A 25,639-nucleotide genomic window follows, 5' to 3' on the forward strand; every position below is an offset into this window, starting at 1 on the left:
GATGCTAGATAGCGCGCAGCCAATGAGACAAAAACGCATGGACAGCATCCAGATCCTTGAAAAGCTGATCGCCTTTCCGACGGTCAGCCGCGACTCGAACCTCGACCTCATCGGCTATGTGACGGAGTTGCTGGGGACGCAGGGCATTGCCTGCCAGATCATCCGCAGCCCGGACGGCCACAAGGCGAACCTGTTCGCCACCATCGGACCGGCCGACGCGCCGGGCGTCATGCTGTCCGGCCACACCGACGTCGTTCCGATCGACGGGCAGGATTGGACGCTGCCGCCTTTCGAGATGACCGCGCGCGACGGCAGGCTGTATGGCCGTGGCGCTGCCGACATGAAGGGTTTTGTCGCCTGCGCGCTTGCAGCGTCTCTCAAGGCCGCGAAAATGAGCCTGCAAACGCCCTTGCATCTGGCGCTTTCCTATGACGAGGAGGTCGGCTGCATCGGCGTGCACAGCCTGATCGACATGTTGCGTTCGGCGCCGCACCGACCTCTGCTGTGCATCGTCGGCGAGCCGACCAATATGCAGGTGGCGACCGGCCACAAGGGCAAGCTCGCGGCGCGCGCCATCTGCAGGGGACGCGAAGGCCATTCGGCGCTCGCGCCCTTGGCACTCAATGCCATTCATCTCGGCTGCGATTTCGTCTCCGCCTTGCGCCGGGAACAGGACCGGCTGGCCAGCGATGGCGCGCGCGACGGCGACTATGACATTCCCTACACCACCGTCCATGTCGGCAAGATCAATGCCGGCGTGGCGCTCAACATCGTGCCCAACCTCTGCCAGCTCGACTTCGAGATCCGCAATGTCGCGGCCGACAATCCCGACCAAATCCTCGACGGGCTGCGCGCGGAGGCGCAGCGCATCGCCGCTGCCGCGTCAGCTATCGCGCCAGAGGCGGCCATCGACATCGAGATCACCAACACCTATCCGGGGCTGGACACGCCGGCGAATTCGCAGGCCGTGGCCTTCGTGAAGTCGCTGACCGGAGCCAACGACACCATCAAGGTTGCCTTCGGCACCGAAGGCGGATTGTTCAGCCGCGATCTCGGCACGCCGACCATCGTGTGCGGACCGGGCTCGATGGCGCAAGGGCACAGGCCGGACGAATTCGTCAGCGTCGAACAGATGCGCCGCTGCGACGACATGCTGGACAATCTGCTGCGGCGGCTTGCCGATCACCAGCTTCAGGTGGCGTGACGGAGCGCCTCTATTCCACGACCCGCCCGCTGCCGAACACGCCCTGTTCGACGACAAAACGGCGGCAATGATTGATGAACGCCTGCACCGTCTGCGTGCGGTGCTCGGCGTTGGGCAAGGCGACGCCCATGGTCAGCGGCCGCAAATCCCCCGCCAGCGGCACGAAGACCAGCGGCTTGCCGTCGGGCGCCAGCGTGTTGAGCGGCCGCATATTGGCGATGCCGTAGCCAAAGCCGTTGGCAACCATCGACCGCATCACCGCAATGTCGCCGGTGCGCTCGGCGATGTTCGGCCTGATGCCCCGCATCTGGAAGGCCGAGAGAAAATATTCGCGGCTGTATGGCAGGTCGAGCAGCACCATCGGCTCGTCGGCCAGTTCTTCCGTCGTGATCGAGGCCTTGCCGGCGAAGCGGTGCCCTTGTGGCAGCATGACATAGGCCGGCACCAGCATCAGCGGTTCGAACGTCGTATCCTGCGACAGTTCGAGATCGTAGGTCAGCGCCGCGTCGATTTCGCCTCGCTGCAGCATTTCGAGCAACTGACCCTGGTTGCGTTCGAACTGGCGGAACCGCACCTCGGGATAGGCGCGCTCGAACTTGGCGCGCAGCGTCGGCATGACGATCTGCGCGAAGGTCAGCAGGCATCCGACCGCCAGCGGCCCACGCACCTTCTCGGCGATGTCGCCGGCAATATCGTGCAGGGCGTCGGCATCGGCCAGCAGCCGGGCGGCCTCCTTCAGGAAAACGCGCCCGCCAGCCGTGAGCGACAGGCCATGCGAATGCTTGCGGACAAAAAGCTGGACGCCAAACTCAGCCTCCAACTGCGCGATCGACGCCGAGATCGAAGGCGGCGAAACATTAACCTGTTCGGCCGCCTTGGTAATGGAGCCGGCTTCGCCGACGGCGACGAAATATTCCAGTTGTCTCAGGGTGAAGCGTAGCGGCATGGGCTTCTATGTTGCCGGTTTGGGCGCTGCGATCAAGCGCCCGCGCGGCTTCAGTATTTGATCCATGTCGTTTTCAGCGCTGTGTACTTGTCCAGCGCATGCAGCGACAGGTCGCGGCCAAAGCCGGATTGCTTGATGCCGCCGAACGGCGTCATCGGGCTCAGCGCATCGACCGTGTTGACGGAAACCGTGCCGGCGCGCAGCCGGCCGGCAACGCGGTGCGCGCGCGAAAGACTGTCGGTCCACAGCGATGCGGCCAGCCCGTACGGGCTGTCATTGGCGATGCGGATAGCCTCCTCTTCATCGTCGAAGGCAATGACCGAGAGCACCGGCCCGAATATCTCATCCCTGGCAATCGGGTCGTCATGGGCGACATTGTCGAAGATGGTGGGCTGTATGAAGCTGCCGCGGCCGTTGACCGTGACGCGATCACCGCCGGCAACCAGGCGCGCGGTCTTCTTGCCGGCCTCGACGAAGCGCATGACGCTGGCGGCGTGGCGGGCATCGACCATGGCGCCCATTTTCGAGGCCGGGTCGAGCGGATCGCCGGGCTGGGTGGCCGCCGCGCGCTCGGCCAGTTTCTCCACGAAGGCATCCTTGATGGAGCGTTCAACGAGCAGGCGCGAATTGGCCGAACACACCTCGCCCTGGTTGAAGAAGATGCCGAAGGCCGCCATGTCAGCCGCCGCATCGAGATCGCCGCAATCGGCGAAGACGAGGTTGGGGCTCTTGCCGCCGGTTTCGAGCCAGACCTGCTTCATGTTCGACTGTCCCGAATACTGCAGGAACATCTTGCCGACCGCGGTCGATCCGGTGAAGGCAAGGCAATCCACATCCATGTGGCGGCCGAGCGCCTGCCCGGCCGTCTCGCCAAGGCCGGGCACGACATTGAGCACGCCGGCGGGCAGGCCCGCCTCCATGGCGAGTTCGGCCAGCCGGAGCGCCGAGAAAGGCGACTGCTCCGCCGGCTTCAGCACCACCGAATTGCCCGCCGCCAGCGCGGGCGCGCATTTCCATGTGGCCATGTCGAGCGGGAAATTCCACGGCACCACAGCGCCGATGACGCCGAGTGGCTCGCGCCGCACCAATACCAGATCGCTCGCGCCGGTCGGCGCGATCTCGTCGTAGATCTTGTCGATGGCCTCGCCATACCACTGGAAGATCGCCGCCGAACCCGGGACATCAACGGTGGCGGCATCCGTGACCAACTTGCCCATGTCGAGCGACTCCAGCAGGGCAAGCTCCTGCAGGTTTTCGCGCAGCAGCCGTGCCAGCCGCAGCAGCACCTCCTTGCGGTGCGCCGGGCTCGTGCGCGACCAGACGCCGGCCTCGAAACTGCGGCGCGCCGCGGCAACGGCCAGATCGATATCCTCCTCGCCGCACGACGCCACCTCAGCCAACGTTTCGCCAGTGGCCGGATTGATGCTGGCGAAGGTCCGGCCAGAGCGCGCGGCAACCGCCTTGCCGTCGATGAACGCCTTGTCGCGAAAACGGATCGCGGATGCCTTGCCGATCCAGTCCTTGTGACTGAGCTCGCTCATGCGGATGCCTCCCCCCTGTATGCCGGCTACTCGTCGCCCGGCACGCCGTAGCTCGGCGCGTCGGACGGATTGATCGCGCGGGTCACATAGGCATCGAGTTGCGGCTTGTAGCGATCCCACAAGGCTGCCAGTTCCTCGATCGGGCAGTTGTCGGTCCAGTCGCAGCGCAGGTCCGCGACCGGCCAGGCGACCTCGCGCACCAGCTTCATTCCAGCCGAATGGACCGGACCCGCCTCGCCACCCGCCTTCAGCGCGGCGCGCATGGTCGCGATCAGGCGGTCGCCGAGATGCCCTTCCGAGGCGAGGAAGGCGTCGACCATGGCTTGCGGCACGCCATCATGGGCCAGCATGTTGCCGCCGCAGGCAACATTGTCCGCGCGCGCTTCCGCCCAGATGCCGAGTGCCCTGGGTCCGGAATGAATAGCGGTGGTCCCAGCGGCATCGACAGCCAGCACCTGCCGGTATTCGCTCCAGGCGCCGGTGCGCTTCAGGATGGCGACCGCCTCGGCAGCCGAGGCTCCGCGCGCCAGCAGTTCGAGCCCCCTGGTTCCGAGCGCCGGATCGGTGACGTTCTGGCTGGCGACCGCGCCCACGCCCGCCTGCGCATAGGCGCAACGCGCCGCCACCGCCGGTGAGGAGGACGACACCGCGACGCCGAACATGCCGGTGCGGCTGCACCGCGCGACAATTGAGAACGTCATCAGGATCAATCCGGGATGACGGCGGTGCCGTCTATCTCGACCAGCCAGTCCGGCCGCGCCAGGGCCGACACGACGAGGCCGGTCGAGACGGGATGCACGCCTTTGATGTACTCGCCCATGGTGCGGTAGACCGCCTCGCGATGGCGCACGTCGGTGATGTAGACGACCACCTTGACCAGATGCTCCATGGTGCCGCCGCATTCCTCGATGAGCTGCCGGATGTTCTGCATCACCTTGTGCGTCTGCTCGGCCGGATCGTGGCTGCCGATATTCTCAGCGGTGTCGAGATCCTGCGGACACTGGCCGCGCAGATAGACCGTCCGGCCGCCCCGCGTGACGACCGCCTGGCACAGATCATTGTCGAGCTTCTGCTCGGGATAGGTGTCCTTGGTGTTGAACTTGCGGGTTCTCGTATGCGCCATCCTGGTCTCCATCAAATCGGGCTCGTGGCTGTCGTCAGCGTCAGTCAGGCGTCCACTGTCTCGCACCGTGCGGCAGCGTGATAGGCCAGATATTTGCGCTGCGTCGAAATGCGGTCCGCGACATGCTTGGCATCGTGCCAGACACCCCAGATGAAACTCGACCCTCTTCGCGACTGCCAAGGCAGGCCGAGAAAATAGATCCCGGGCTCGGTCGAGACGCCACGCTGATGCCTCGGCCGGCCCTTCTCGTCAAAGGCGTCGACCTTCAACCAGCTGTAATCGACGGCAAAGCCCGTCGCCCAGATGATCGTCACTATCCCAGCTTCCGCCAGGTCGAGTTCACGAAGCGGGTTGGTCAAGCATTCCGGATCCGGGTCGATCCGACGGGCCGCGGGCTCCTGCGGAAGGTCGAGTCCGTTGCGCACGACATAGGCGTCGGCCTCGTCCAGCAGCGACATCAGGTTGGCGTCACCGCGGGCAATGTTCTTCGCCAGATCGGGCGCGAAGGTCAGCACGCCGTCCTGATATGTTTTGGTCATGCCGACCAGGGTAAGCCCCTGCGCGGCCAGCCGACGGAAATCAATCGTTTCGCCACCACGCGCGCCGCTCACCGCGATCGTGACATGTTCCGTGCCAGGCCCTGGGGTTTCGAGGTCCCATTTGCCGAGAACGCCAAGCCACCAGCAGAAATCGCGCCCGCGATAGGCGCGCGGCGGGCGGTCGTGCGGGCCGACCGAGAGGTAGACGCGCCGCCCCGAGCGCTGCAGCTCATCAGCGATCTGCACGCCTGACGATCCCGCCCCGACCACCAGCACCGCGCCCCTCGGCAACTGCGCGGGATTGCGGTACGCGCTGGAATGGATCTGCAGGATATTTGCATTTGCAGGAACAAGAGCGGGGATGACGGGGACCTGGAAAGGTCCGGTCGCCGCGACGATGCTGTTGGCTTCGATCACCCCATCCGACGTCTCGACGCGGAACCCGGGTCGACCGACATTTCTTTGCGCGAGCTTGACCTCGACGCCGCAGCGGATCGGCGCATTGATCTGCCTTGCATAGGCGGCGAAATAGTCCGCAACCTCCTCCTTGGAGGGAAAGCCGTCGGGACCCGTCACGGGAAATTCCATGCCCGGGAAACGGTCATGCCAGGCCGGGCCATTGGCAACGAGCGAGTCCCACCGCTGCGAGCGCCAGCGCTCGGCAATCCGGCCGCGCTCAACGACAAGATGGGGCACGCCGCATTTGCTCAGATGCTCAGACATAGCCACCCCCGCCTGGCCACCGCCGACGACAAGCGTGTCTATTTTTTCCACCGACATTTCTGCGTCCTTTCCCCCCAAGAGTTTCTGCGGATGCGAGGAGGTCAGATCGCTGGTGTACTGGAGGGACTGATTAGCGAAAATTACGATTTCACGTGGCAGTGGTTAGCCTGTCCCTAAATGCCAGGGGAGACTGGCCAACGCAGACTACGACAGCATCGCCCTGGCCGCTTTTTCGCCGATCATCATGGATGGCGCATTGGTGTTGCCGCCGATTAGCGTCGGCATGATCGAGGCGTCCGCCACGCGCAGATTGTCGAAGCCGCGCACCTTGAGGCCGGCGGGATCGACCACCGCCATGGCATCGGTGCCCATCTTGGCCGTGCCGACCGGGTGATAGACGGTGAGCGCCTCGGCACGCAGATAAGCGAGGATCTCTTCATCGGTGACGACATCGGGTCCCGGCAGGATTTCCGGTCCGCGAATACCGGCAAAGACCGGCGAAGTCAGGATCGAGCGCGCCAGCTTGATGCCTTCGACAAGGGTCAGGGCATCCTGCCCGTCACTGAAGAAGCGGTGATCGATCAGCACGTTGCGGCGGGTGCCGTCGCTCTCGAGCGTGATCTCGCCGACGCTTCCGGGCCGCAGCACGCAGGTGTGCACGGCATAGCCGTGGCCATATTCGACGAGCCGGCCGCGATGGCTGCGGTAGCCGGGAACAAAGTGGAATTGGACATCGGGAATATCGCCGGCATATTTCGTCCTGGCGAAGCCGCCGGCCTCGACGTAATTGGTCGTCAGCATGCCCTTGCGCCGGACGAAATTCTGAAAGGGCGCCGCCAGCATCGCCGGCAGATTCGCGAGCGACAGGCCGAGCGTCCTGGTGCTGTTCGATCGCACCGTGATCATGCCGTCGACATGGTCGCGCAAATTCTTGCCGACGCCGGGCAGGTTCATGACCGGTTCCACCCCCGCCGCCTTCAGCTCCTCGGCCGGACCGATGCCGGAAGCAAGCAGGATGCGCGGCGATCCGATCGCGCCCGCGCTGAGCACCACTTCGGCGCGGCATGTCAGCCTTTGGGCTGCGCCATCCTTGATCACATTGACCCCGGTGACGCGCCCGTTTTCGATCGCCAGATCAAGCACCTCGACGCCCGACAGGACCTGCAGGTTCGGACGGCCGAGGACCGGCCGGACGAAGGCTGAATAGGCCGAGAAGCGCTCGCCCTTGTCCTGGGTGACGTTGTAGATGCCGAGGCCGAATTGGCCATCTCCGTTGAAGTCACGGTTTTCGGGCAGGCCGACGCTGCGACCCGCCTCTACCCACAGGCTGGATACGGCGTTGGGGTCACGCGGATTGTCGACCAGCAGTTCGCCGTCGAAGCCATGATAGGCCGGGTTCTGCGACAGGAGATTGCGCTCCAGCGTCTTGAAGACCGGCAAGACATCGGCATAGGACCACCCGGCGCAGCCAAGTGCCGCCCACTCATCGTAGTCTTGTGCTGCGCCGCGGATGTAGACCATCGAATTGATCGAACTCGACCCGCCTAGAAGCTTGCCGCGGTTGACCGGTATGCGGCGGTTGTCGAGCAGCGGCTGCGGCACGCCCTTGTAGCCATAGTCGAAGTTCGGATTGCCGTAGAGCGAGAGGATGCCGGCCGGCACGCGCACCCTTGTGCGGTCGTCGCTGCCGCCGGCCTCGATGAGGCAGACACGGCTAGCGGGGTTGGCGCTCAGCCTGTTGGCCAGGACACAACCGGCCGAGCCCGCGCCGATGACGATATAGTCGAATTCAGAGGTCACGATGCTCATGCCCGTTTTCGTTTCATGCATGTCGTCTTCCCAAAACCGAGGTCACTTTTGGGCGACATGCCTTTGTTTCATGCATGTCGTCTTCCCAAAACCGAGGGTCACTTTTGGGCGACATGCATTAGTGCTCTTCGTCTTCGTCGTTCTTCAAGAGCTCGAGGATTTCCCGCTTCATGGCGATGAAGTTCGGCTCCATGACCAGATCCATGCTGCGCGGGCGCGAGAAGCCGACGCGGATTTCCTTCTTGATCTGGCCGGGCCGGCCGGACATGACGAGCACCCGGTCCGCCAGCAGGATCGCCTCATCAATGTCATGGGTGACGAACAGGACGGTTTTCTTGGAATGGTCCCAGATCCTCAAGAGAAGCTTCTGCATCGAGTGGCGGGTCTGGCTGTCGAGCGCCCCGAAGGGTTCGTCCATCAGCAGCACCTGCGGATCGTTGGCGAGCGCGCGCGCGATCGCCACACGCTGCTTCATGCCGCCCGACAGCTGCGAGGGATAATGGTTGGCGAATTTCGCCAGGCCGACCTCATGGAGGAAATGCTCGACGATGGCCCTGCGCTCGGCCGCCGGCATGCTTTTCCGCTTCGGACCGTATTCGACGTTCTGCGCCACGGTCAGCCAGGGAAACAGCGTATAGGCCTGAAACACCATGCCGCGATCCGGGCCCGGCTCGGTGACCGGCTTGCCGCCGACCGAGATCATGCCGCCGGTGCGCTCCTCGAGCCCGGCGATGAGATAAAGCAGGCTCGACTTGCCGCAGCCGGATGGACCGACGATCACGCAGAACTCATTGGGCACGACATGGAAGGAGATGCCGTCCAGCGCCAGCACGGCGTTGTCGCCCTTGCCGTAGCGCAGGGCCACATTGTCGATGGCGATGTCAGCGCTCTTCGGTTTCGTCGCGAGTGTCAGGGCGTCCATGTCGGCGTACTCCTCAATTGGCCCAGGGAGCGACGAGGCGGCGGATGCCCCGGAACAATTGGTCGGTGCAAAGACCAAGGATGCCGATCATGGCGATGGCCATGAAGATGACGTCGACCTGGAAGCCGCGCATCGCCTTGAGCGAGATGTAGCCAAGTCCGCTGCGCGCGGCGACGAGTTCGGCAACGACCAGATAGGTCCAGGCCCAGCCCATGGTGACGCGCAGCACGTCGAGCACGTTCGGCAGCGTGGCCGGAAAGACGATGTGGAAGACCGTGTCGCTGCGTTTCGTGCCGAGCGTGTAGGCCGCATTGACTAGGTCGCGCTGGACGCTGCGGGCGCTGTCGGCGATCATCACCAGTTGCTGGAAGAAGATGCCGAAGATGATGACGGCCACGCGCTGCTCGATGCCGATGCCGATCCACAGGATGAAAAGCGGCACGAAGGACGTCACCGGCAAATAGCGGATGAAATTGACGAGCGGGTCGAGCGCGGCCTGGACGATGCGGTAGGTGCCCATCGTCAGCCCAAGCGGCACCGCCACGATGCTCGAAATGACGAAGCCGATCAGCACCACCTGGACGCTGGCGAGCACATGTTCCCACAAGGACCCGTCAAGCGCCATGTTGATGGTTGTGAACAGTACGGATTCGGGGCGCGGCAGGAACATTTCCTTGACCGCTCCGGAATAGGTCAAGGCGAACCAGCCGCCGATGACCGCGCCCCAGACCAGGACGCTGAGCGCGATGGAGAGAGGGCGCGACACGGCCTGGAAAGGTGTGGTGACAGCTTTCCAGGCGGATCGACCGGGCTGATTTTTATCCACGCTCGTGGTCACGATATGGCTGATGGGAGACGTTGCATTCGGTGCCAATGTCACAGGGAAACCCTTTGGGCTGGATGGACCGCAGGCGCGAGGCTCGGCCCGCGGTCCAGCGAGCTCAATTACGAGGATAGGTTACTTCGCAAGGCCAGATCACTTCGCAAGGAAAGACGTATCGACAAGGTCGTCGTATTTGATGTCCATCTTGAGCTTGCCGAAGCCACCCCAGATATCGCCGCCGAGCTTGATCAGCTTGCCAGCCTCACCACTCTCGCCACCGGCGAAGAATTGGGCATTGCGGTCCTTGCCGTAGAAGTTCACGCCCGCGGCGGAGGAGGCGAAGTCCTTCGGCTCCTTGAGCCAGCCGCCGACGCCCTTGGCCATCACCTCATAAGCCTTCTCGGGGTTTTCCTTGATGAATTCGTTGGCCTTATAGAGCCCCTTGACCAGCGCCTCGACATCTGCCGGGTTCTTCGTGATGTAGTCGCAGTTCAGCGCCACGACATCGACGATCAAGCCGGGCGTCTTCGAGGAGTCGATCAGCACCTGCCCCTTGTTTTCCTTCTTGGCCAGCGTCAGGTGCGGTTCCCAGGTGACGGCAACGGGAATGCGGTCGGCCATGAAGGCGGCGGCGGCATCATCGGCCGTCATGTTGGTGATCTTCACATCGGCCTGGCTGAGACCGGCCTGCTTGAGCAGGATGTTGAACCAGAACTGCGACACCGAGCCTTCGTTCAGCCCGACTTCCATGCCCTTGAGGTCGGCGACGCTCTTGACGCCGCTGGGCGCCAGGACGCCGTCGCCGCCATGGCTGTCGTCCAGGGCATAGACCGATTTGAAGCAGACATCCTTCGAACGGTATTTCATGATTTCGTCGATGGTCGAGGCGCTGCCGTCGAGCTCGCCGGCGGCGACGGCCGCCATGTACATCGAGGCTTCCTCGATGATTTCGAGCGAGACGTCGAGACCGCCCTCCTTGAAGTAGCCCATGTCACGGGCAAGGAAGAGCGGGCCGTATCCGACCCAGGTCGTCATGCCCAGCTTCAAGCTGCCGGCTTCGGCGTGGAGGCTCACCGAAAGGGCGCTGAGCGCAATGCCGGCCGCAAGCGCGGCACGGCGAAACTTCGAGATTATTGTCGTCATCACGTTCCCCTGTCTTTTTCTGAGGTCAGGCGCTGTCGGCGCCATAACAACCCGCTTCGGACGCATCGCCGAAGGCTGCCGCCTGACGTTCTTTTTGTTGTCTTTCAGCCGGCGGATGGAGCAAAGCACGCTGTGTGCGATGCACAAATAATGATTTTCGATAATTCTGCTTAGGCTGGGCCTAACCAGGCCAGCGCCGACCGCGCTCAGGCCTTAGGCGCATGCATGACGGCCTCAATGTCGAGGCGGCGGTGCGAAGCACACGGGCGTTCGCAGCGCCCCCTGGAGGCCGTGCCGACAGTGCATTTCCGTGAAACGGCGGAACGCTCCGAGTCAGTGCTTCAAAATCTGGCTGAGGAACAATCTGGTCCTATCGTGGCGTGGCTGGCCGAAGAATTCGTCCGGCGTACCCGCCTCGACGATCTGCCCAGCGTCCATGAAGATGACGCGGTCGGCCACCGCTCGGGCGAAGCCCATTTCATGCGTCACGCACACCATGGTCATGCCGTCGCGGGCCAGTTCCGTCATGGTGTCCAGCACCTCCGACACCATTTCCGGATCGAGGGCGGAGGTCGGTTCATCGAACAGCATGACAGCCGGCTGCATGCACAGGCTGCGGGCAATCGCCACACGCTGCTGCTGGCCGCCGGAAAGTTGCACGGGGAATTTGTTCGCCTGTTCCGGAATGCGAACCCGCTCGAGAAACTTCAGCGCGGTCTTGCGCGCCTCCTTCTCCGGCACGCCCTTCACCCACATCGGGCCGGCCATGCAGTTCATCAGCACCGTCATGTGCGGAAACAGGTTGAAATGCTGGAACACCATGCCGACGTTGGAGCGCACGTCGGCGACGTTGCCCATCTTGCCATGCAGCGCAACGCCGTTGACGGTGATATCGCCCTCCTGATGCGCCTCCAGGCGATTGAAGCAGCGGATGAGCGTCGATTTGCCGGAACCCGAGGGCCCGCAGATGACGATCCGCTCGCCCTTGTGGACGGTCAGGTTGATGTCCTTCAAGACGTGAAACGCGCCGTACCACTTCGATACGTTGCGCGCTTCGATGATGACATGAGCGTTCATCTGACCTTGCTCCTGCGGTAGCGCCGCTCGATCCGAGCCTGGATCAGTTCGAGGCAGATGGACAGCATCCAGTAGATCATGGCGGCCGAAATCAGCATCTCCATGTGCTGGAAGGTCTTCTGGCCGAGGGTGCGCGCCAGGAACATCAGCTCCCACACGCCGATGACCGAGACCAGCGAGGAATCCTTCAGCATCGAGATGAACTGGTTGCCGGTCGGCGGAATGATGACCGGCAGCGCCTGCGGCAGGATGATGCGGCGCATGGTCAGCGCGAAGCCAAAACCCATGGAGCGCGACGCCTCCCATTGGCCGCGATCGATGCTTTGTATGCCGGAGCGGAAGATCTCGGTCATGTAGGCGCCATAGCAGAGCGAAAGCGCCAGGATGCCGGCAGGCACGGCATTGATGACGAAGCCGAGTTGCGGCAGGCCGAGATAGATCAGGTAGACCTGCATGAGCAGCGGAAGGCCGCGGAAGAAGGAGGTGTAGAAGCTCGCGATCGCGTAGGCGAAGCCATTGCTGGAGAGCTTGGCGACCGCGCCCGCCACCGCGATGACCGAAGCGATGACGATGGAGATCGCCGAGACATAGAGCGTGGTGACAACGCCCTGGCTGATCAGGAACGGCAGTTTCTCGCGGATGAAAGGCAGGCTGAGATGAAACGTCTCGAAGAAGGCGATGAACAGGAGCAGCAGCTCCAGCCAGACGATGCCGATCTGGAACTTGATCGGCGCGAACCCGATCAGCACGACGTTCAAGGTGAAGATCACGGCTATGGCGAAGGCAATGGCAAAGCGGCCGTAGAGGCCACTCACCGACGGTTCGCCGATCACCGGACGCATCAGTTCGGCGAAGCTGGTGCCCGACATGTTGAAAGCCATGAAGAGCAGCAGAACGACGCCGAACATCGTCGCCACGAACCAGGGTTTGTGGACGAGGATTTCGGCTTCGACGGTATCCGGATAGAGCATCTTTGAGCACCGGCTGTTCGGCGGCCTGCCCGGGGGCAGGCCGCCTTTGAAGGGAGCTAGTTTGTCTTCGAATAATCCTGGCCGTACCACTTTTCGGAAAGCTTGCTCAGCGTGCCGTCCGCCTTCATCGCTTTCACGGCGTCGGCTATCTTGGCGGAGAGTTCGGGATCGCCGCGTTCGATGGCGATTGCCAGCGGCTCGTAGAATACCGGATCGCCGACCTGCTTGATCGGATAGCCTGCCTTTACCGCATCGAGGATCGAGGGCAGCGACGACACCACCGCGTCCAGGCGCACGCCGTCGCCGAGGCGAAGGTCGTCAAAGGCGGTCGTCGAATTCTCGTAGGAGTGGACTTCCTTCGGATTGAGCTTGTACTCGAATGGCGGCGCGCCGGCGGCATCGAGCGTCAGATCCTTCTTGGCATAGGCCTCGAAAGTGGAGGTGCTGGTGGCGCCGACCACCTTGCCGTCGAGATCGGCCAAAGTCTTCGCCTTGCTGTCCTTGTGCACGGCAACGGCCGCCGGTGTGTAGTAGTAGACCGCTGGAAAATCGAAGATCTCGGCGCGCTTCTTGGTCGGCGTCATCGAACCGGCATGCATGTCCCAGCGTCCCGCCCAATTGCCTGCCGTGATGATATCCCAGCCGGGCGTGACGAACTCGACCTTGACGCCAAGGTGCTTGCCGATCGCCTTGGCGACGTCGACATCGAAGCCGTCCAGCTCATTGCTGGCATTCACGAAGGACTGCGGCGCCCAGTTGGCGTCGGTCGCCACCTTGAGCGTGCCGGCCGCCATCACGCGGTCAAGCACAGCGCCGGCGTGAGCAGGATATGCGCCAAGCGCAAGCGCCATCGCGGCCATCGTCAGCTGTCGTCTGTTCCAGATTGTCATGTGCGTATTCCCCTGTTGTTGTTCATTCACTTGCGGTCACGATGGTTCAGCCGGTCGTGACGTCGCAATTTCGTGCCGGCCAGGCCGGCGTCTTCTCCCAAGGCTCGCGGATTTAGCGACGTCGCGGTCGCTCCGGTCTTCCGATGTCGCGGAGGATGTTTGCCGTCGCCATTCCCCCGATCACAGGGAAGGCCCCGGCCTGATGCCGGCGAAGTGTCATGTGAAGCTTGGGGCGGGCGTTGCTCTCCTGCCTCGCGAAGGTTGCTATCCATGGGCCGCCGCCCTCTTGCCACTTTGATCCAACAGGAAATCGCCCATCACGGCGGCAACCCGAGCCGGCGCCTCGATCAGGATCGAATGGCGAAGTCCGGGCAGGATGGCGAGTTGCGACCCTTGCAGCTGTTCGTGCATCAGCCGTGCCATGCGCGGGCTGGAACCCTGGTCATCCTCGCCGGTCACGATCAGCGTCGGGCAAGTGATGCGGTCGAGAATGCCGCCGAAATCGGTCTCGGCCAGAACACGATAGGCGGCCGCATAGCAGTCGCGATCGTTCTCGGCATCCCGCCGGCGCAGCTCCGCGATAATTTCCGGGTTGCTGTCCTGAAATTCTTCCGTCAGCCAGCGCGACAGCGAGGCGGCGTGATGCGCCGAGGCGTCGCTTGCCATCAGCGCCGCCAGCCGGCCGCGCACCGCGTTTCGTTCCTCGGGCGTGCGGCCGGCGACCGTCGACAGCAGCACCAGTTTTTGCAGGCGCTCGGCATGCGTCAAAGCCAGGCGCTGCGCGATCAGGCCACCCAGCGAAAACCCGGCCAGATGGAAGGTGGCAAACCCGACATGGTCGGCCAGCGCCAGCGTCTCCTTGACGAAATCATCGATCTCGTAGCGGCCTTTGACCCGACTGGAGCGGCCATGGCCGCGCAGATCGAAAGTGAGGACCGCGAAGCGATCCTTCAGCCGCCCGGCCACGCCATTCCAGGCTTCGAGGTAGGAGCCGACGCCATGGATGCAGACCAGCGGCAAGCCGCCCTCGCCGTCCAGGCGCCAGTTGAGCAGCACGCCCTCGACATCGAGCTGGCCGGAGCGCGCCATGGTCACGCCCTCGCCGCCTGGCGCACCTTGTCGCGCTCGCGCGCGGCAAAAACCGGCATCACCTCGTCGACCCACAGCTTGATCGTCTTCTTCTGCAATTCGAACGGCAGGTTGAAGGTCAGGCCGAGGCAATATTGGTCGACGCCCGCCGCTTCATAGTCGAGCAGCTTCTCGATCACCTCGTCCGGCGTGCCGAACATCAGGTTGCGGCGGATGTTCTCGGGATTGTAATTGTCCTTGCCCTTGACGCTCTCGTAGGGGACGGCTTCGGGAAAGCCGTTTTGCACGGTGCCGATGTTCTGGAACAGGTTCTCGAAGGCGCGGCCGTAGTCGATGGCGTGCCCGACCGCGATCTCCCAATCCTGCGCCCGTTCGTAGACGCAGGTGCGCCGCTGCATCATCAGGCGCGGGCGCGACACCTCAGGATGATCGGCGACGGCCTTGCGGAATTTCTCGCCGAGCACCGCGATTTCGGCCGCCGGCGCCGACAGGGGCGTCGACAGGATCGAGGCGCCGATGCCGACGGCCCAATCAAAGGTGCCCGGGTCTCGCGCCGCCACCCAGATCGGCGGATGCGGCTTCTGCAGCGGCTTCGGGACGCCGGCGGCGAGCGGGAACTTCCAGTAGTGGCCGTCATGGGCATAATCCTGCGCCCACAGTTTCTTCACCGCCGGCACCAGCTCCTTCAGATAGGCAACGCCTTCCTGCTGCGGCATGCCGCCGGCCATGCGGTCGAACTCATATTGGTACGAACCGCGCGCGATGCCGAACTCCAGCCGACCGCCGGTCAGGTGATCGCAAAGTGCCGCCTCCCCTGCCAACCGGATCGGGCTCCAGTAGGGCGCGACCAGCGTCGAGGTGCCGAGCCGGATCTGCTCGGTATGCTGGGCAAGCCAGGTCAGCGTCATCAGCGGGTTGGGCGAGATCGTGCATTCGATCGTATGATGCTCCGCCGTCCACAGCGTCTCGAAGCCGCCCAGGTCGGCCATGCGCGCCAACTCCAGGAGATTGCTCTTCACCTTCGACATCGGCATGTCGGGCGAAAAGCGCTCCATGGTCAGCGAAACGGCGAATTTCATGTCGGTCTCCCCAGTGCGTCGGGTTGGTCAGCGAAGGCGGATAATGAAGGGGTCCTGCATGGCGCCGGAGTAGTCGATGACGACGTTCTTCAGGCGCGAGAACTCCTCCATGGCGTCGAAGCCGCCGCGCCGGCCGTAGCCGCTCTCCTTGAAGCCGCCATTGGCGGACATGAAGGAGGAAGCGCGGTAGGTGTTGATCCAGACGGTGCCGGCCTCGACATTCCTGGCGAAACGCAGCGCGCGGTTGATGTCGCGTGTCCAGATGCCGGAGGCCAGCCCATAGCGTGTGTCGTTGGCGAGCCGGATCATCTCGTCTTCCGACGAGAACGGCATGACACCGACGACCGGGCCGAACAGCTCCTCCTGCATGAACTCCATGCCGTTGTCGGCATCAGTCATCACGGTCGGTTCGAAATACCAGCCGCCGGCAAGCTCATCCGCCTGCGGCCGTCTCCCGCCGGCCGCGATACGAGCGCCCTGGCGCACGCCAGAGGCGACATAGGTTTCCACCTTGGCAAGTTGGACCGACAGCGCCAGCGGTCCGATGTCGGTTTCTTCCAGCATCGGCAGCCCGACGCGCACGCGCCTCGTGCGCTCGACCAGCGCCTCGACGAAACGGTCATGGACGCTGGCCTCGACAAAACAGCGCGAACCGGCGACGCAGCTCTGCCCCGCGGCCGCGAAGACACCCGACACGACGCCGTTGACGGCATGGTCGATGTCGACATCGCCGAAGACGACGTGAGGGGATTTGCCGCCGAGTTCCATTGAGCAGGGAATGAGATTCTGCGCCGCATTGGCGGCTATCCGCCGCCCCGTCACCGTCGATCCGGTGAAGACGAGTTTTGCAATGCCAGGATGGCGCGTCAGCGCGTCGCCGGCCACAGCACCCGTGCCAGTCACGACGTTGACGACCCCGGCGGGAAAGCCTGCCTCCATGATCAGCTCGGCCAGAGCGAGCGTGGAAGCACTGGCATGCTCCGACGGCTTGACGACCACCGTGTTGCCCAGCGCCAGACATGGCGCCAGCGTGCCGGTGAGCAGCATCAGCGGCGAGTTCCACGGCGTGATCATGCCGACGACGCCGATCGGCTCGCGCAGGTTGAAGTTGAGCATGTCGAGCTTGTTCACCGGTATGGTGTCGCCGAGCAGCTTGTCGGCCATCCCGGCGAAATAGGTGTAGCTGTCGGGCATGGCGCGCATCTGCGCCCGCATTTCCTTGAGCAGCTTGCCATTGTCGCGCGTCTCGATCAGCGCCAGTTCGTCCGCATTTTCCAGCACAAGTTCCGCCAGCCGGCGAACGAGCTTGCCCCGATCGGTCTGGGTCATGCGCCGCCAGGCTGGATTAGCGAAAGCGGAACGCGCTGCCTCGACGGCCGCGCCGACATCCTCGGCGCCGGCCTCGGCGAACTGGTACCAGGGCTTGCCGGTGGTTGGGTCGAAACTGTCGATGTACTGCCCGCTCTTCGGCGACACGAACGCGCCATTGATGAACAGGTTCTGGCGCGAGCCTTCGAGCGATGCGACCGTCGTTTTCATGCTGTCTGTCCTGCGTGGAACATCATTCGGACGCGGCCTGCGTCCACGATTGCGACTGGCCGTCGATCATGGCGACGCGGCCGCCGTCGCCGGTGTCGATGTAGATGCCGAAGCGCTTGTCCTGGCGCTCGCGCGCATAGCGGCGCAGCATGGCGCGCAATTCATGCGTGGCGATCCGCTCATAAGGCAGCGCGTCGACGGAAAAGAAGGCATGACCATCCGGCAGCGCGGCCTGCGCGCTCTCACGGCTCAGTTCGGCGCGGTAGATCAGGTAACCGGGATCGCTGTCGGCGACGTCGAACACCGAATAGAGGAAGGTGTTTTCAGGGACGAGGCTCAGCGCCTCGCCGCCATCCAGCACAAGCTGGCTATCGGCCTTGCGCCGCCGCGCCGTCGGCAGCACCCAGCTTCCCTTGCCATCTGTGCGCAAGAGGATCCGGTCACCAGCCTCGACGAGATAGCCGATGATCATGTCCTGCGAGGCCAGCCAGCCGGCGGGCAGCGGATCCTTCACGCTGGCGTAACGGCCGCGGCAAAATCCGAGCGGCGCCGATGGACTGGTGCCGAAAGCCTGGACCTGGCCAATCAGGATGATGTGGTCGCCGGCCTCGATGCGGTTGTGAACGGTGCAGTCGAACCATGTCAGGCTGTCGGTGAGGACCGGCGCGCCGGTGTGGGCGCGGTCATGGTTGACCGACTGGAACTTGTCCGCCGCTTTCGACGCGAACACCGAAGAAACATCGGCCTGGCCTTCATGCAGGAAATTGACGGCGAAGGACCGCGTTTCGTTGAAAGCGGGAAAGCTCGCCGCCGCCTTGCCGACGCAGACCAGGAGCAGCGGCGGATCAAGCGAGACCGAGGTGAAGGAGTTGGCGGTCATGCCGCGCGGATTGCCGTCGCAGTCGCGCGTGGTGATGACGGTGACGCCGGTAACGAAAGTGCCGAAGGCACGACGCAAGGCGATCGGGTCGATCGTCCTTTGTGCCACCGCGTCCGCCATTGCTTATCTCCATAGTGTCGGATGAAAGCTAGGCAGGAGCCGGCCGGCGTTCTTCCTCCGGTCTGTAGGAAAGATGGCGTGGCGTGCTGCTGCCATCCCGAGCAAGCATGGGCACGGCGAGCCCGTGCCCGGCAGCGAATGCTTGGCAGCGGTAGCGATGTCGGGATGGAGTGGTTCTAGCGGACGGGCGGCATGCGGCTGTCGATGATGCCGCTGAGACGGATCGCCAGTTCGACCGCGAAGCGCTGTTCGGGCGTGTCGAGCCGGATCCCGAACAGTTCCTCCATGCGCGACAGGCGATAGCGCAAGGTGGTGACATGCAGGCCGATGGCGTCGGCGCAGGCCTGGCTGCGACAGCCCTCGCGCAGATAGGCAAACAGCGTGTCCAGATAGGGCGTGCCGTGCTCGCGATCATGCGCGATCAGGGCGCCGACACTGTCCTCGACGAAGCCGCGCACGTCGGGGGCGTCGGCGGCGGCGACCAATATCGGCAGCGGGCCGAAATCCTGGCCGGCAAAAACACCGGTGCGTCCAAAGGAGCGACCGATCCGGATCATGCGGCGGCACCGCTCCCAGGCGATGGGATAATCGGCCAGCGCGGCACAGGCTTCAGACAGCACCACCACCGGCTCGCGTTCGAAATAGCGGCCGAGCTCGGCCGCGATCCTGTGCGGCAATTTCGCGAAGCGCGCGCCGTCCTGTCCGGCATCGGCCGGGACGAGGCAGACAAGGCCGTCTTCCACCGCTATGGCCGTGCCGGCAATGCCGGCCTGCTGCAAAAGACGCACCAGCGCATGATGCGGATCGGCAAGACCGATGGCACCGTCCTTCACCTGCTCGGCGAGATCGACGACGATCATCTTGTGCGCAACCGTCAGGTCGAGCCCCAGCCGGCGGGCGCGATTGACGATATCGGCCTCGTCGCGCCAGCGGCGCTCCGTCACTTCCAGAAACAGTTCCGTGAGCGACCTGGTCTCGAAGCGAAAGCGGACGAAACTGCGCATCATCTGCACGCTGAGCGCAAATTTGGTGCTGTCGAGCAGCATCTGCTCGAGCTGGCCCGATGCCTGCGGCGTCGGGAAAATCATCAGCGCGCCAACCACTTCGGCGTCGATGGTAAGCGGTTCGATGCGCACCGAAAGCTTGAGCTGGCGCTTGCCGTCATCGACGAACAGCGTCTCGGTGTGGCGTCCGTCGGACGCGCCGCGCGCGATCTTGAAGATCTGCCGGCTCAGTGTTCCGCTCACCGCCTGCTGCCACGAGGCGATGTCGAAATGCGCCTCGCTCGGGGAACGGCCAGCGACGACCAGATTGGCATGGAAATCGATCACCACCACCGGATTGGGCAGAAGTTCGCTGACCTTCTCGGCGAGCGAGACCACCGACCCGTCCGACAAGGCCTGCTGCAGAAGCGAGGTGTGCGCCGAGAGGGCGCGTTGCAGGCGTTCGCCGGCCTGCTTCTCCTGGCGCAGCCGATGCTGCTTCTCGACCGCGATCTCGCCCAGATGCACGATCATGCCGATGAAGGCGATATCCTGCGCCGTCACTTCGGTGATTTCGCGCGAGACGACGGTCAGCACCATCGGTCGGCCGTCTTCGTCGACGCAGTTCATCGGCATGACCAGCACGCTGCGGTAGTCGCGCTCGAAGGCCTCGCGGCGATAGCCCGGGAACTCCTCCGACACCCGCGCGTCCCTGATATAGACCGGCTCATTGCGGTTGAGCGCAACGATCGAGGGACTGGTGGCGAGTTCCCAGCGATCCGGCAGCGTGCGCTGAATGAGCGTCGGGTCGTGGCGCACGATGACATAGGCGTGGCCATGCGGGGCATCGATGCCCATGATCGACCCCAACGTCCATTGGGCATGTCGGCAGGCCGCCAGCACGAGGTCGCGCAGCACGGACTGGAGATCGCCGCCCGAATTGATGAGGCTGGCGGCGTCCCGCAAGGAGAGAATTTGCGACTCGTGGTCCACGCCTGATTTTCCGCCACTCGCGAAGGGCGAATTTAAGCCGTCGCGGATATACGAACGCTACACCGCTTCCAAGCGGGGCGCACGCCGATTCTTCCTACGAACCGGAGGAATACCCGCCGATTGGCGCGCATTAGATTTGAGCTTCCACGTGGAGAGGCCAAAATCATGGAATTGCGGAAGATCTGTACCTTCATCGAGGAAGTACACCTTGAAGGCAGCAAGGTGGCCGCCAGGCCGGTGACATCGATCGTCGTCGCCGCCGTCCTGGGCAATCCATGGGCCGGGCGCGGCTTCGTCGAGGATTTGCGGCCGGAGATCGTAGCCATTGCGCCTCGGCTGGGCCAGGAGCTCACGCGTCGCCTGATCGGGCTGATGCCGGCCGCGCGCATCGAAAGCTACGGCAAGGCCGCGGCCGTCGGAACCGCCGGTGAGATCGAGCATGCCTCCGCCATGATCCACACGCTGCGCTTCGGCAATGTTTTCCGCGACGCCGTCGGCGGCACGACCTATCTCGAATTCTGCAACACACGCAACGCGCCGGGCGCGCTGCTGTCGCTGCCGATGATGCACAAGAGCGAGAACGGCCGCCGCTCGCATTTCATCACCGCCAACTTCCAGATCGCCGACGGCCCGGCCGCGGACGAGATCGTCGTCGCCATCGGCGCGGCGGATGGCGGCCGCATCCATCCCCGCATCGCCGACCGCTTCCAGGACATGGCCGAGATGGAGAAAGAGCGGGGCGCCGTTCAAGCCTGACATTTTGCCCTGCCGGCTTGGCCTCTCGATCGCCTGGCGTTAGCCTCTGTGCTTGCCGAACGCGGGAGTGACATGTGACGATACGGCCAATCGTGAGATTTCCCGACCTTCGTCTGCGCTCCGTCGCCGAGCCCATATCGGTCTTTGACGAAGACCTGCACCGGCTCGCCGGCGATCTAGCCGACACAATGCGCGCCGCTCCAGGCATCGGAATCACCGCGCCTCATATCGGCATCCTGAAGCGGCTGGTCGTCCTCGAAGTGTCGCCGGCGGCGAGCCTGCGCAGCTACGTCAATCCGACCATCCTTTGGGCATCGGGCGAAATGATCCGCCATGTCGAAGGCAGCGTGTCCATGCCAGGGGTTACCGAGGAGATAGAACGGAATGCACGCGTGCGTATCGGCTACCAGACGCTCGACGGCGAAGAAGGGGTCGAGGAGGCCGAGGGCCTGCTCGCTGTCTGTCACCAGCACGAGATCGACCAGCTCAACGGTTTGTTCTGGATCGAGCGACTCTCCCGCCTGAAGCGGGAGCGGCTTGTCAAACGCTACCAGAAACAGCAACGGGGCTTTTAGTCGATTGCATCCAAGCATCCGCCGTCGCCAGGCCGGGCAAAGTCCAGATGACCCCTCGCCTCAGATCACGGCTTCTTCCAGGAACGGTTCGTTGCGCGCGATGCGTTCGTAACAGAACGGCGACAGGTCGAGTGTCTGGAAAGTGCCGTGCACGATGAGTTCCGACACCGCCCTGCCCACGGCCGGCGACTGTTGCAGCCCGTGTCCGGAGAAGCCGTTGGCGAACATGAAGTTGGTCACCTCCGGATGGAAACCGACAATGCCGTTGTGGTCGAGCATGTTGTATTCGTAGTGGCCGGTCCAGCTGGTCTGGACCTTCAGCGCGTCGAAGGCCGGAATGCGGTGCCAGAGCGCCGGCCAGATGTAATCGTCAAACTCCTCGAAATGCATTTCGAAGTCGTCGTAGTCCGCCGGCCCATCGCCCTGAGGCGTGTTGCCGGTGAGGAAAAGCTCGCCTTCCGGCCGCACGAAAGTGCCGGAGAGATCGATGACATTGGGCATGCGGCCGGGGATCGGAGTGGCGCTGGCGAAGACGAAGCTGTAGCGCTTGTACGGCGCGACGGGGATGGACAGACCGGCCATGGCGGCGACCTGCTGCGCACGCGGACCGGCGGCGTTGACCAGGGTTTCGCAGGAAATCACCTCGCCGGTCGCAAGCCTGGCCGCGACGATGCGCCCATCGGCGAGTTCCAATCCGGTCACGGCGTTGTCGATATACTCGACGCCGCTGGCGCGGGCGGCGCGGCGGAAGCCGTTGAGCAGGCCCATGGAATCGAACCAGCCCTCTTCGCGCGAGCCCCAGGAGCCGCCGCCGAGGTCCTCGACATTGAGCCAGGGGAAACGTTCCTTCAGCGGACCCGGCTCGAGGAAGACGGTATGGGCGCCAAGGCTGCGCTGCAGATCCACCCTTTCGCGCGCCGCCTCGACGCCATCGGGTGAGCAACAGTAGAGATAGCCATATTCCTTAAAGCCGAGATCGGGCGCCGGCTCGTCCTTGTAGAAGGGCGCCATCCGCTCCGGAAAACCACGGATGATGTCGATGCCGAACTGGCTGATCTTAACATTGATCGGATTGGAATATTGCTGGCGGATGGCGCTGGTGGAGAGCGCCGTCGAGGAAAAGGTGTAGCTCGAGTCGCGCTCGACCACGAGGATCGAGGCGCCGTTGCCCAGCGCCTGGCTCAGCCAATAGGCCGTCGACGAACCGACAACCGCACCGCCGACGATGACGATGTCGTAGGCCGTGCGCGACGGCGCCTTGTAAGGAGGAATTGCCACGGTCTGTCTCCGGTCTACTGGTTGAATGAAGCGATTAGGGCATCCGAGCCCCGCGCCAAGAGGCCAAGGTCCGAGCCGACGGCAACCATGGTGAAACCGTCGGCGAGGTAGCGGTCGGCATCGGCCTTTGCCGGCGCCAGTATGCCGCTGGCCTTGCCTGCCGCGGCGGCCGCCTTGCGCACATTGGCGATCGCCTCCTGGACAGGCGCGGCACCCGGATTGCCCATCGCACCCATATTGGTCGAGAGATCGCCGGGGCCGACGAAGAGGACGTCGACGCCGTCGACGGCGGCGATCTCGGCGGCATTGGCCACCCCTGTCTCGCATTCGATCTGCACGGCGAGAAGCTGCTGCTCGCGCGCCTTGGCGTGGTAGCCGGCGATGCGGCCGAAGGCGTTGGCACGGTGACCGACCGAGAAGCCGCGGACGCCGCCCGGCGCATAGGTCATCGCCGCGACGATGGCGCGGGCCTGCTCTGCCGTGCGCACATTGGGGATCATCAGGCTGCGCGCACCGATATCCAGCGCCTGCTTGATCAGATTGGGGTCGTCGGACGGCAACCTGACGACGGGTTCGCTGTCGAAGCCGCCCATCACCTGGAGCTGCGCCATGATGCTGCGCAGATCGTTGGGGCTGTGCTCGCCGTCGATCAGCACCCAGCCGGCTCCGGAGCCGGCGACGATCTCCGTGGTGAGGGCCGAAGCCAGCGAGCACCAGATGCCGATATGAGCCCGACCGGCCGTCACGGCGGCCTTCAGAATGTTGCGGCGCTCCTGCATTTCGCGGTCGGTCTCCAGCCAAAGAAGATGCATTGAAATTTATATGATGTCCTATATCATATGGCTGACTTTGGCTGCAAGGCCGGTTTCACCAGCGATGTCTCCCAGGGAGTTTGCACATGAGGATCGGCTTCATCGGGCTTGGCGTCATGGGGGCGCCGATGGCGCGCCATCTCGTCGATGCCGGGCAGGCGCTCGAAACCTTGAGCGACCATGAACTGTCAAACGGAAAGGAATAAATCGATGCGCGGAACCGGCAAGGCCGATGTCTTCGTCATGCTGGCCCATCCCGTGGGCCATGCCAAAAGCCCCGGCATGTTCAACGAGATCTTCGAGCAGAAGGGGCTCGACAGCCTTATGGTGCCGTTGAGCTGTCGTCCCGAGGATTTCGACACCTTCTGGGCCGGGATTACGGCGGCCGAGAACATCCGCGGCGTGATTATCTCGGTGCCGTACAAGGTCGCGGTCTACCACAAGTGCTCGGCCGCGCATGACCGCGCGGCGCGGGTCGAGAGCGCCAATTCCGTGCGGCGGCTGCCCGATGGAAGCTGGTACGCCGACAATTTCGACGGCGTCGGCTTCATCGACGGGCTGAAGGCGGGCGGGCACCAGATCGCCGGCCGCCGCATTCTCCAGGTCGGCGCCGGCGGCGCCGGCGCGTCGCTGACCTACTGTCTGGCCGAGGAAGGCGCGGCGGAGATCCGGCTGACCGACATCGACAGGGGACGCGCGGAGAAGCTGGCCGCGCTGGTCGGCAAGTCTTTTCCAAAATGCCGTATCGAGATTGGCCAGCCCGATCCGTCCGGCATGGACATGGCGATCAACGCCACGCCTTCCGGGCTGAAGGCCAGCGATCCGCTGCCCATGGATGTGACGAAGCTGACGCCTGACATGACGGTCGTCGACATCATCATGGAACCGGCCGAGACCGCTCTGCTGAAGGCGGCGAAAGCGATCGGCTGCCGCGTCCAGCCCGGACGCCCGATGATGGACTTCCAGGTTGAGGCCATGGCCGAATTCTTCGACATCGAGCGCAGGGATCGCAGCCATGGCTGAGACATTGACGGCCGTCGTCATCGGCGGCACTTCCGGCATAGGCCGCGCCATCGCCTTGCGCTTCGCCGAGGACGGCTACCAGGTGGTCGTTGCCGGCCGGGACGCGATACGGGGCAAGGAGGCGGCCAGCGCCTGCGAGGCGGCGGGTGCGCCGCGCGCCCTGTTCATCCAGACCGATGTCGCCGAAGCCACCTCGGTGGAGGCGCTGGCTCAGGCCGTCAGCGCAGCGTTCGGCACGCCTGAAGTCGTCGTCAACTGCGCCGGTATCCTGCAGAGCGGCAAGCATGTGCTCGACCAGGACCTGGACGAGGACGAGAAGATGTGGCGGGTGAACTATCGCGGCACGCTGCTGGGCTGCCAGGTGTTCGGCCGGCTGATGTCGGCCGCAGGGCGCGGCGCCATCCTGAATGTCGGCTCGCTCGCCTCCTTCGCGCCGCTGTCGCTGCCCGCCTACACGCCTGGAAAGCATGCGGTCCTGGCGCTGACGCAGATCCTCGCCGCTGAACTCGGCCCGCATGGGGTGCGCGTCAATGCGGTCGCGCCCGGCTACACACTGTCCGATGGGCTGAAGGCCAGGATCGCCAAGGGCGAGCGCAACCCCGAAGCCATCCAGGCGACCACGGCGCTGCGCCGCTTCGTCGAGCCGCGCGACGTTGCCGAGGCGGCGCTGTTCCTCTGCTCGGACCGTGCGGCGTCGATAACCGGCGTCACCTTGCCTGTCGACGCCGGCTGGCTCGTCCAGGCGCCCTACGCCCAATATCTGCAAGGCAATCCCATCCGGCAAACGCCGGCAATGTGACG

24 protein-coding genes and 1 pseudogene are annotated in these 25,639 nt (G+C 64.1%); 6 read left to right on the forward strand and 19 right to left on the reverse strand.

The window, feature by feature from the left end:
• Positions 1–37 precede the first annotated feature (37 nt).
• A complete protein-coding gene (argE, locus tag CKW40_RS06175) occupies positions 38–1,204 on the forward strand; it encodes an acetylornithine deacetylase (protein WP_095199010.1) in 1,167 nt (388 codons plus the stop codon).
• A gap of 10 nt (positions 1,205–1,214) precedes the next feature.
• Here the strand turns inward: argE and CKW40_RS06180 are convergent, their stop codons facing one another.
• From CKW40_RS06180 to CKW40_RS06260, 17 genes are all read right to left on the reverse strand, one after another.
• Positions 1,215–2,150, reverse strand: a complete 936-nt coding sequence (locus tag CKW40_RS06180) for a LysR family transcriptional regulator (RefSeq protein WP_095199011.1) — start codon at positions 2,148–2,150, stop codon at positions 1,215–1,217.
• Between the two features lie 50 nt (positions 2,151–2,200).
• The gene (locus CKW40_RS06185) at positions 2,201–3,691 is read right to left on the reverse strand and encodes an aldehyde dehydrogenase (RefSeq protein WP_095199012.1); all 1,491 of its coding nucleotides are present in this window, start codon (positions 3,689–3,691) and stop codon (positions 2,201–2,203) included.
• Positions 3,692–3,717: 26 nt separating this feature from the next.
• Positions 3,718–4,392 (reverse strand): DUF1028 domain-containing protein, encoded by a 675-nt coding sequence (locus CKW40_RS06190; RefSeq protein WP_095199013.1) that lies wholly within the window; start codon positions 4,390–4,392, stop codon positions 3,718–3,720.
• Between the two features lie 5 nt (positions 4,393–4,397).
• Positions 4,398–4,814 carry a RidA family protein gene (locus CKW40_RS06195; protein ID WP_095199180.1) on the reverse strand — a complete coding sequence of 139 codons (417 nt, stop codon included), beginning with the start codon at positions 4,812–4,814 and terminating at the stop codon, positions 4,398–4,400.
• 44 nt (positions 4,815–4,858) lie between these two features.
• Complete coding sequence (locus CKW40_RS06200; RefSeq protein ID WP_095199014.1) at positions 4,859–6,133, reverse strand: flavin-containing monooxygenase; 1,275 nt, start codon at positions 6,131–6,133, stop codon at positions 4,859–4,861.
• Positions 6,134–6,280: 147 nt separating this feature from the next.
• On the reverse strand, positions 6,281–7,885 hold the full coding sequence (locus tag CKW40_RS06205) for a GMC family oxidoreductase (protein WP_095199181.1): 1,605 nt from the start codon (positions 7,883–7,885) through the stop codon (positions 6,281–6,283).
• Between the two features lie 118 nt (positions 7,886–8,003).
• Complete coding sequence (locus CKW40_RS06210; RefSeq protein ID WP_095199015.1) at positions 8,004–8,807, reverse strand: ABC transporter ATP-binding protein; 804 nt, start codon at positions 8,805–8,807, stop codon at positions 8,004–8,006.
• A gap of 13 nt (positions 8,808–8,820) precedes the next feature.
• Entirely contained in the window at positions 8,821–9,633 is an 813-nt protein-coding gene (locus CKW40_RS06215) for an ABC transporter permease (RefSeq protein WP_244571096.1), read from the reverse strand.
• A 150-nt stretch (positions 9,634–9,783) separates the two neighbouring features.
• Positions 9,784–10,773: an ABC transporter substrate-binding protein gene (locus tag CKW40_RS06220; RefSeq protein ID WP_095199182.1), complete on the reverse strand. Its 990-nt coding sequence runs from the start codon at positions 10,771–10,773 to the stop codon at positions 9,784–9,786.
• Positions 10,774–11,106: 333 nt separating this feature from the next.
• The gene (locus tag CKW40_RS06225; protein WP_095199017.1) at positions 11,107–11,850 is read right to left on the reverse strand and encodes an amino acid ABC transporter ATP-binding protein; all 744 of its coding nucleotides are present in this window, start codon (positions 11,848–11,850) and stop codon (positions 11,107–11,109) included.
• On the reverse strand, positions 11,847–12,821 hold the full coding sequence (locus CKW40_RS06230; protein WP_095199018.1) for an amino acid ABC transporter permease: 975 nt from the start codon (positions 12,819–12,821) through the stop codon (positions 11,847–11,849). The genes CKW40_RS06225 and CKW40_RS06230 overlap by 4 nt, the downstream gene beginning before the upstream one ends.
• Positions 12,822–12,877: 56 nt before the next feature.
• Positions 12,878–13,711, reverse strand: a complete 834-nt coding sequence (locus CKW40_RS06235; RefSeq protein WP_095199019.1) for a transporter substrate-binding domain-containing protein — start codon at positions 13,709–13,711, stop codon at positions 12,878–12,880.
• 264 nt (positions 13,712–13,975) lie between these two features.
• Complete coding sequence (locus CKW40_RS06240; RefSeq protein ID WP_095199020.1) at positions 13,976–14,800, reverse strand: alpha/beta fold hydrolase; 825 nt, start codon at positions 14,798–14,800, stop codon at positions 13,976–13,978.
• A gap of 2 nt (positions 14,801–14,802) precedes the next feature.
• A complete protein-coding gene (locus CKW40_RS06245; protein WP_095199021.1) occupies positions 14,803–15,879 on the reverse strand; it encodes an LLM class flavin-dependent oxidoreductase in 1,077 nt (358 codons plus the stop codon).
• Positions 15,880–15,906: 27 nt separating this feature from the next.
• Complete coding sequence (locus CKW40_RS06250) at positions 15,907–17,418, reverse strand: aldehyde dehydrogenase (protein ID WP_095199022.1); 1,512 nt, start codon at positions 17,416–17,418, stop codon at positions 15,907–15,909.
• 22 nt (positions 17,419–17,440) lie between these two features.
• Entirely contained in the window at positions 17,441–18,418 is a 978-nt protein-coding gene (locus tag CKW40_RS06255) for a flavin reductase family protein (protein WP_095199023.1), read from the reverse strand.
• Positions 18,419–18,594: 176 nt separating this feature from the next.
• A complete protein-coding gene (locus CKW40_RS06260) occupies positions 18,595–20,394 on the reverse strand; it encodes a helix-turn-helix domain-containing protein (protein ID WP_095199024.1) in 1,800 nt (599 codons plus the stop codon).
• Between the two features lie 165 nt (positions 20,395–20,559).
• Between CKW40_RS06260 and CKW40_RS06265 the strand changes: the two genes are divergently transcribed.
• Together CKW40_RS06265 and CKW40_RS06270 are read left to right on the forward strand one after the other, a co-directional pair.
• The gene (locus CKW40_RS06265; RefSeq protein ID WP_095199025.1) at positions 20,560–21,150 is read left to right on the forward strand and encodes an amino acid synthesis family protein; all 591 of its coding nucleotides are present in this window, start codon (positions 20,560–20,562) and stop codon (positions 21,148–21,150) included.
• Between the two features lie 74 nt (positions 21,151–21,224).
• A complete protein-coding gene (locus CKW40_RS06270) occupies positions 21,225–21,725 on the forward strand; it encodes a peptide deformylase (RefSeq protein WP_095199026.1) in 501 nt (166 codons plus the stop codon).
• A 60-nt stretch (positions 21,726–21,785) separates the two neighbouring features.
• Here CKW40_RS06270 and CKW40_RS06275 read toward each other — a convergent pair whose 3' ends face one another.
• Both CKW40_RS06275 and CKW40_RS06280 read right to left on the reverse strand, forming a co-directional pair.
• Positions 21,786–23,003 (reverse strand): NAD(P)/FAD-dependent oxidoreductase, encoded by a 1,218-nt coding sequence (locus tag CKW40_RS06275; protein WP_095199027.1) that lies wholly within the window; start codon positions 23,001–23,003, stop codon positions 21,786–21,788.
• Between the two features lie 14 nt (positions 23,004–23,017).
• A complete protein-coding gene (locus CKW40_RS06280) occupies positions 23,018–23,782 on the reverse strand; it encodes an HpcH/HpaI aldolase family protein (protein WP_095199183.1) in 765 nt (254 codons plus the stop codon).
• A gap of 119 nt (positions 23,783–23,901) precedes the next feature.
• On the opposite strand from CKW40_RS06280, the pseudogene CKW40_RS06285 reads away from it, so the two are divergent.
• The 3 genes and pseudogenes from CKW40_RS06285 to CKW40_RS06295 form a co-directional block, all read left to right on the forward strand.
• Positions 23,902–23,979, forward strand: a pseudogene (locus CKW40_RS06285) (NAD(P)-binding domain-containing protein); the annotation flags it as partial.
• 46 nt (positions 23,980–24,025) lie between these two features.
• Complete coding sequence (locus CKW40_RS06290) at positions 24,026–24,838, forward strand: shikimate dehydrogenase family protein (protein ID WP_095199029.1); 813 nt, start codon at positions 24,026–24,028, stop codon at positions 24,836–24,838.
• On the forward strand, positions 24,831–25,637 hold the full coding sequence (locus CKW40_RS06295) for an SDR family NAD(P)-dependent oxidoreductase (protein WP_095199030.1): 807 nt from the start codon (positions 24,831–24,833) through the stop codon (positions 25,635–25,637). The genes CKW40_RS06290 and CKW40_RS06295 overlap by 8 nt, the downstream gene beginning before the upstream one ends.
• Positions 25,638–25,639: the final 2 nt, after the last annotated feature.

The sequence above is a fragment of the Mesorhizobium carmichaelinearum genome, assembly GCF_900199455.1.
Lineage (GTDB): Bacteria > Pseudomonadota > Alphaproteobacteria > Rhizobiales > Rhizobiaceae > Mesorhizobium > Mesorhizobium carmichaelinearum.

Coding starts and splice junctions, on each gene's coding strand:
- argE (WP_095199010.1), top strand. CDS start 38: ATGGACAGCATCCAGATCCTTGAAAAGCTGATCGCCTTTCCGACGGTC.
- CKW40_RS06180 (WP_095199011.1), bottom strand. CDS start 2,150: ATGCCGCTACGCTTCACCCTGAGACAACTGGAATATTTCGTCGCCGTC.
- CKW40_RS06185 (WP_095199012.1), bottom strand. CDS start 3,691: ATGAGCGAGCTCAGTCACAAGGACTGGATCGGCAAGGCATCCGCGATC.
- CKW40_RS06190 (WP_095199013.1), bottom strand. CDS start 4,392: ATGACGTTCTCAATTGTCGCGCGGTGCAGCCGCACCGGCATGTTCGGC.
- CKW40_RS06195 (WP_095199180.1), bottom strand. CDS start 4,814: ATGGCGCATACGAGAACCCGCAAGTTCAACACCAAGGACACCTATCCC.
- CKW40_RS06200 (WP_095199014.1), bottom strand. CDS start 6,133: ATGTCGGTGGAAAAAATAGACACGCTTGTCGTCGGCGGTGGCCAGGCG.
- CKW40_RS06205 (WP_095199181.1), bottom strand. CDS start 7,885: ATGAGCATCGTGACCTCTGAATTCGACTATATCGTCATCGGCGCGGGC.
- CKW40_RS06210 (WP_095199015.1), bottom strand. CDS start 8,807: ATGGACGCCCTGACACTCGCGACGAAACCGAAGAGCGCTGACATCGCC.
- CKW40_RS06220 (WP_095199182.1), bottom strand. CDS start 10,773: ATGACGACAATAATCTCGAAGTTTCGCCGTGCCGCGCTTGCGGCCGGC.
- CKW40_RS06225 (WP_095199017.1), bottom strand. CDS start 11,850: ATGAACGCTCATGTCATCATCGAAGCGCGCAACGTATCGAAGTGGTAC.
- CKW40_RS06230 (WP_095199018.1), bottom strand. CDS start 12,821: ATGCTCTATCCGGATACCGTCGAAGCCGAAATCCTCGTCCACAAACCC.
- CKW40_RS06235 (WP_095199019.1), bottom strand. CDS start 13,711: ATGACAATCTGGAACAGACGACAGCTGACGATGGCCGCGATGGCGCTT.
- CKW40_RS06240 (WP_095199020.1), bottom strand. CDS start 14,800: ATGGCGCGCTCCGGCCAGCTCGATGTCGAGGGCGTGCTGCTCAACTGG.
- CKW40_RS06245 (WP_095199021.1), bottom strand. CDS start 15,879: ATGAAATTCGCCGTTTCGCTGACCATGGAGCGCTTTTCGCCCGACATG.
- CKW40_RS06250 (WP_095199022.1), bottom strand. CDS start 17,418: ATGAAAACGACGGTCGCATCGCTCGAAGGCTCGCGCCAGAACCTGTTC.
- CKW40_RS06255 (WP_095199023.1), bottom strand. CDS start 18,418: ATGGCGGACGCGGTGGCACAAAGGACGATCGACCCGATCGCCTTGCGT.
- CKW40_RS06265 (WP_095199025.1), top strand. CDS start 20,560: ATGGAATTGCGGAAGATCTGTACCTTCATCGAGGAAGTACACCTTGAA.
- CKW40_RS06280 (WP_095199183.1), bottom strand. CDS start 23,782: ATGCAGGAGCGCCGCAACATTCTGAAGGCCGCCGTGACGGCCGGTCGG.
- CKW40_RS06290 (WP_095199029.1), top strand. CDS start 24,026: ATGCGCGGAACCGGCAAGGCCGATGTCTTCGTCATGCTGGCCCATCCC.
- CKW40_RS06295 (WP_095199030.1), top strand. CDS start 24,831: ATGGCTGAGACATTGACGGCCGTCGTCATCGGCGGCACTTCCGGCATA.